At 66.7% G+C, this 6010-nt stretch carries 5 protein-coding genes; 4 read left to right on the top strand and 1 reads right to left on the bottom strand.

Features of this window, described 5'->3' with window-relative positions; translation table 11 throughout:
• Positions 1-119: 119 nt before the first annotated feature.
• Positions 120-1475 carry a M23 family metallopeptidase gene (locus JKF87_RS16060; RefSeq protein WP_201100904.1) on the bottom strand — a complete coding sequence of 452 codons (1356 nt, stop codon included), beginning with the start codon at positions 1473-1475 and terminating at the stop codon, positions 120-122.
• A gap of 387 nt (positions 1476-1862) precedes the next feature.
• Here JKF87_RS16060 and JKF87_RS16055 point away from each other — a divergent pair, with 387 nt between their 5' ends.
• The 4 genes from JKF87_RS16055 to JKF87_RS16040 all read left to right on the top strand — a co-directional run bounded on the left by JKF87_RS16055 (position 1863) and on the right by JKF87_RS16040 (position 6010).
• Positions 1863-5057: an intermembrane phospholipid transport protein YdbH family protein gene (locus JKF87_RS16055; RefSeq protein ID WP_236261444.1), complete on the top strand. Its 3195-nt coding sequence runs from the start codon at positions 1863-1865 to the stop codon at positions 5055-5057.
• 81 nt (positions 5058-5138) lie between these two features.
• Entirely contained in the window at positions 5139-5327 is a 189-nt protein-coding gene (locus JKF87_RS16050; protein ID WP_201100903.1) for a YnbE family lipoprotein, read from the top strand.
• Between the two features lie 32 nt (positions 5328-5359).
• Positions 5360-5719: a DUF1318 domain-containing protein gene (locus tag JKF87_RS16045; protein ID WP_201100902.1), complete on the top strand. Its 360-nt coding sequence runs from the start codon at positions 5360-5362 to the stop codon at positions 5717-5719.
• A gap of 24 nt (positions 5720-5743) precedes the next feature.
• Positions 5744-6010 (top strand): hypothetical protein, encoded by a 267-nt coding sequence (locus tag JKF87_RS16040; RefSeq protein WP_201100901.1) that lies wholly within the window; start codon positions 5744-5746, stop codon positions 6008-6010.

Genomic DNA, 6010 nt, shown 5'->3' with positions numbered 1-6010 from the left:
TCAACCCATTGCTGGATCTGCTGGGCGTGGGGCTGGGCGAGGCGGACGTGCGGGTGCACGGCCTGTCCTGCGCGGAAGGCGGTTATGCGGCGCCGTATCTGGTCGGATGACGAACGGCGTCAGCCCTGTGCGGGGCGCAGGCCTTCTGCGGACGCCTGTTGCACGACGGGGCGTTTGTGGCCCCCGGCGGCGATGATGCGGTCGATGCGGGACTTTTCGGCGCGGAAGGCGGCCAGATCGGCCCCGGCCAGTTCAGTGCCTTCCTGGGTGCGGACGCCCGCGGGATTGATCCGCTGGCCGTTGCGCCACAGTTCATAGTGCAGGTGCGGGCCGGTGGAGGCGCCGGTCGAACCAACATAGGCGACGACCTGGCCCTGGCTGACGCGCTGACCGGCGCGCAGGCCGGTGGCGTAGCGGGAAAGGTGACCATAGCCGCTTTCCAACCCGTTGTTGTGGCGGATGCGCAGCCAGTTGCCATAGCCGCCCCAGCGTCGCGCCTCGACCACCACGCCGTCGGCGGGGGCCACGACGGGCGTGCCGGATGCAGCGGCGAAGTCCGTGCCCTGGTGCATCTTGCGATAGCCGGAGATCGGGTGCGTCCGTACGCCAAAGCCCGAGGACACGCGGCGGAAGCTCTGCAACGGCGTGCGCATCATCGAGGAGCGCAGGTTCTTGCCGTTGGCGTCGAAGAACTGGGCTTCCTTCGCGCCCGCAGGCTTGAAGCGGTAGAAGGTCACGCCACGCAGTTCGGCGTACAACAGGTCGCCGACATTGACCGTGCGGCCCGCCTCGGTGATGTCGCGGTCGAACACCATGGTGAACTCGTCCGATGCGCGCACGTCGCGCTGCATGTCGAACTTGGTGGCGAACAGGCGGCTGGCGGCGCTGACGATCGAGGCGGTGGCGCCCAGTTCGCGGGCGCTGGCCGACAGGGAGCGTTCCACGTCGCCCTTGACCACGACGGTCTCGCGCGAAACCTTTTCCTCAAGCGAACGCAGACGCAGGGCGCCGTCGAAGCTGCGCGATACAGTCAGCTGCGTCGCCGGGCCGGTGCGCATCGTCAGGCCGATCAGCCGGGCGTCGCCCATGCCGTTGCGGGGTTTGGCGATGGCGGTTTCGAAACGCAGGCCCGCGCGCAGGTCTTTCAGGTCGAAGGCGTTGGCGACGGTGGCGGCGACGGCGCTGGCTTCTTCCGGCGCGACGCCGGTGCGGCGCACGGCCTGTTCAAAGGTTTCACCGCGGCGAATCTGGACGGGGACAGCCTCGGGGGCGGTCATGCCGGCGGGGGCGTTGGCCGAGGCGAAGGCCTGAACCTCCAGAGCGGCGATCTGCGAAGCGGAAAGTGTGGGAACTTCTTCAGCCTGAGCGGGTTGATAGGCTCTGCTGGCGAAAAGCGCGACTGACAGTGCGGCGACCGCCGTCATCATATGCGGTGCGAGGCGCATCGGCTGGCGGCGTGGGTCGAACTGAGCCATCGTTCCCGTCGTTTTGCGACGCCATCCGGCGACAAGGCGGTCTTTAAGCAGGCATACTCAAATCAGGCTCGCCCGTGAACAGCGTCCAGGGCGAAGGGAAGCCGTATAGCGAGCCTGTGTCAGTTTGGGAAGACAGAGGGTTACAAACTGTTAATAAGCTAGGCTGTTTGGTGCGAATTCGCACGAAAACACCCTGTTTGTCCCCTGTGATGAACGCGTCATCGCGTGCGGGCCGGTAGCTCTGGGCCCATAAATCCGCCGCCATCCTGTCGTCTGTCACTGCAACGGTTCGTCGAATTGGGCGTTGATCCGCGCGCATTAAGCTTGTGCTGACGCTTGGGGTGGCGAAGATCGTGCGAAACCAGTTCCAAAAGACGACACGTCCGCTTGACCGATAACTCATCAGAAACCGCCATTCCCGCGCCGCAGCCGCGCAAGCGCGCGCCCCAGCGTCGCGTGCGTCGCCTGTGGCTTGTTCTGCTTGGTGTTCTTGTCGTCGCCATTGTCCTGGCCAGCGCCCTCTATCTGAACCGGCGCGCGGCGGCGCGTGAAGTTCTGGTCGGCTGGCTGGACCGGCGCGGCATCCAGGCCGATGTCGATGTGCAGCGGTTGGAGCTGGACGGTTTCGTTGGGCGCATCCGCATCGGCGATCCGCGCGACCCGGACGTGCTCGTCGAACGGGTCGAGGTCGATTACGCCATCGGCATGCCCTGGTCCAAGACCGGGCTTGGCGTCACGCCCAGCCGCATCCGTCTGGTGCGGCCGGTCATGCGGGCCAGTTGGAAGGGTGGAAAACTGTCGCTGGGATCGCTGGATTCGCTGATCGAGGAGTTCACCGGCGGGCCGCCCCGACCGGATTCGCGCGGGCCGCTGGTGATCGTGGAAGGCGGTCGCGGGCGTCTGGATACCGAATACGGCCCCGTGCAGGCTCTGATCGACGCCCGCGTCGATGACGGCAAGCTGATGCGGCTGAAAGGTCAGGCCACGGCCCAGACGCTGAAGAGCGGTGAGGTCGCAGCGCGCGACCTGAAGGCGGACGTCGACCTGACCACGACGGGCGACCGGGTCAAGCTGCTGATTGACGCCGGCGCGGCAGGCTTCAAGACCCAGGCGCTGAATGGGGAGACCGCGCATCTGCTGTTGAACGGCGATCTGCCCTATCCCGACATGAAGACGCGGCGCGGCGACGGGCGCGCAGTGATCGACGCCGTCCTGACCGGCGCCGTGCTTGGAAATACAGATACAAGCGCGCGCGACGCCGCCCTGACCGCGCGGTTTGACGGCGCGGTGTCCGGCTGGATCGAAACCTTCCGCGCCGAGGGCGCAACGGCGCTGAGCCTGAAGTCGGCACGTATCGATGGTCCGGACCTGCAGGTCGTGGGCGCGGACGCCGTCGCTGACGGCGGACGGCTGGCCCTGTCGCAAGGCAAGGATTTCCGCTGGAGCCTGACGACCCCCCTGACCCTGAACGCGGCCTCGGGTCGAGCGGGCGAAGCCAAGGCGCAGGCCCTGGCGATCCGCTCTTCCGGTCTGACCATGGGCGGGCGCAACGCCACCTTTGAACTGACGGGGGCGGTGGGGACAACGGCGGGGGCCGTCGGCTTTGGCGATCTGTCGCTGAAGCGGGCGCGCAGCACCCTGAACCTGGATGTCGTCTATGACGGCGCGACGCGGATTTCGGCGGAAGGATCGGTGGCGTCCGACGACGGTGCCTGGCCGCTGTTCGGGCCTGAGGCGACGGACGAGGTCGCCGAACTGAAGGCGATGAAGCGCGCCCTGGGCAGTTTCGCCTTCAATGCGCCGGCGCTGCGTTTCTCCACCGGGACAGGCGGCACGGATGTGGTTCTGGCTCGACCCGCGACCCTGAGCCCGCGCAACGGCGGGGTGTTGACCATCGCCCAGGCCGGACAGGCGGTCTATCAGGCCGAGCCGGGCCGTGCAGGCGGCGGCGCCTTGCAGGTCAATGCGACGCGCGCCGAAGGCTTGCCTGAGCTGGCCATCGCTGTTCCAGAATGGCGTCTGACCGACGCCGGGTTCGAGGCGCATCTGGATGGCCGCGCCAAACTGGACTTTGATCTGGCGCGCGGCATCGACGCCCAGACCAAGGGCGTGCTGGCCATGACGAACGGGCGGCTGACCTATGTCGCCGACGACTGCGTGGCCCTGACGGTCGAACGTCTGGCGATGGAGGAGAATGACGTCCGTGACATCGCGGGCAAGCTGTGCCCGGGCGCAGAGCCGCTGCTGACCTCCAAGGACGGGGTCTGGCATGTGGCGGCGGGCGTGCAGGATTTTGAGGCTCAGGCGCCGTTCCTGGCCATGCGCTTCTCGGGCGTCGGCGGGACGCTGGCCGTGGACGGAGCGTCATCGGGCGTCGGCCTGACCGCCAAGGTCGCCGAGGGGCGGGTGTCTGACACAACGGACCCGCAGCGATTCACGCCTCTGGCCGCCTCGGGCGAGGTTCAACTGGCCAATGAGCGCTGGTCGGGCGGCTTTGACCTGAAGGGCGCGGGCCAGGCGGCTTCTGCGCGGCTGGGCCGTCTGACCCTGGCGCACGACGGCCGCACCGGGGCGGGGGGCATTCAGATTTCGGCTCCCGACATCGTTTTCGCCGAACATGGTCTGCAGCCGGACATGCTGTCGCCGCTGGTCGAAGAATTCATCCAGTCGCCGGTCGTCGGCGCGATCGGCTTCGCGGGACGTTTCGACTGGACAAAGGGGGGCGAGCCCACCTCCAGCGGGCGCCTGACCGTGCCCGGCCTGGACTTCACCAGCCCTGCCGGTGCGGTGAAGGGGCTGAAGGGCGACATCGTCCTGACCAGCCTGACGCCTTTGATCACCGCCCCCGACCAGGAGCTGACCATTGAGGCGATGGAGATCGGCACCGATGTCACGGCGCTGAACCTGAAGTTCGACCTTGACGCCAATGGTCTGAATGTCGCGGGCGGTCAGGTGAACGCCGCGGGCGGCACGATCGCGCTGGAGCCGTTCGTCATTCCGCTGGACATCGAAAAGGGCTTCAACGGGGTGATCGTGCTGGACCGGGTCCAGTTGGGCGACGTGGTCGCCGACACCGGGTTTGACGACAAGGTGCTGCTGGATGCGGTGGTGTCGGGGCGCTTGCCCTTCACCTATGATCCCAAGAACGGGTTGAAGATCGTCGCCGGGTCGCTGGGCGCCGTCCAACCCGGCAAGCTGTCGATCAAGCGCGAGGTCCTGACCGACGTCAGCGCAGGCGGGGCAGGCGAAGACGTGCCCCCCAACATGGTCGAGGATCTGGCCTATCAGGCGATGGAGAACCTGTCGTTTGATCTGCTGACCGCCGATGTGAACAGCATGGACGGCGGGCGTGTCGCGGTCCTGTTCCATATCCGCGGCGACCATAATCCGCCCAAGCGCCAGGAACTGCGTCTGACCATTTCGGAGCTGATCAGCCGCAAATTCCTCAATCGCACCCTGCCGCTGCCGTCGGGCACCAAGATCGACCTGACGCTGGACACCACCCTGAACGCCAATCAGCTGATTTCCGATCTGCTGCGGGTCAATCGCGCCCGCAACGGACAGCAGGATGAACCTCAATAATATCAAACCCCCATTCAGCGTGCGTTCACGCCGCGACATGTTATTAGACGCATCAACCTTGGCCGAACCGGAGCCTAAGCCATGATCAACAAGCGCCAACTGGCGGGCCTCGGACTGGGGGCGGTCGTCGTCGCCGTCTCGGCCTGCGCGCCGACCATCCGTCTGGAGGTTGCGCCGATCCAGATTTACGCCAAATTGGATGCTGATGTGCGCGTCCGACTGGATCAGGAACTGCAGCAGCTGCTGCAGTCGAACCCGAACCTCTTCTGACCGTCGCGCTTTTCTAGAAAGGACAGGCTGACATGACCTTCCGCAAATTCTTCGTCATCGGCGCGGCTGTGGCTGCGCTTGGTGTTGCTGGCGCCGCCGTCGCTCAGACCGGCGCTCAAAAGGCGCTGATCGACCAGGCCAAGGCCGCCGGCACCGTCGGCGAACAGGCTGACGGCTTCGTCGGCTTCCGCGTGCCGTCGTCGGACGCCGATCTGCGCTCCGCCGTGGACGCCACCAACGCCGGTCGTCGCGCCGCCTACGCCCGCAGCGCCGCCGACGCCGGCACCAGCGCCGACGTGGCGGGCGCCCGCATGTTCGAAAGCCAGCTTCTGCCCCGCATCTCGTCGGGCCAGTGGTACCGCAACGCCCAGGGCCAGTGGGTCCAGCGTTAAGACAAGCCTGAGGCGGATGATCTGATGAACCGTCGGGTCGTCCGCCTTCTTGCGTCTGTCGTGATCGCCGCCGTGATTGCGGCGGCCATGACTTGGGGCGTCGGCCTGGCCTGGACCGCCATCGGCGGCGGGACCATGTCCCTGCACGGCTGGATCGCCCTGACGCTGGGCATCGCCGGAACCGTGGCCCTGAGCTGGCTCTTGATGGGGCTGGCGTTCAAATCGGACCGCGAGGGCTGGGACGATCAGGTCGATAACCGGTTTGATCCCGGTCGTAAGGGCAAGAACTGA

The sequence above is a fragment of the Brevundimonas nasdae genome (genome assembly GCF_016654005.1).
Lineage (GTDB): Bacteria > Pseudomonadota > Alphaproteobacteria > Caulobacterales > Caulobacteraceae > Brevundimonas > Brevundimonas nasdae.
The sequence above is the reverse complement of the archived record's forward strand: the minus strand, read 5'-3'. Positions and strand labels throughout refer to the sequence as shown.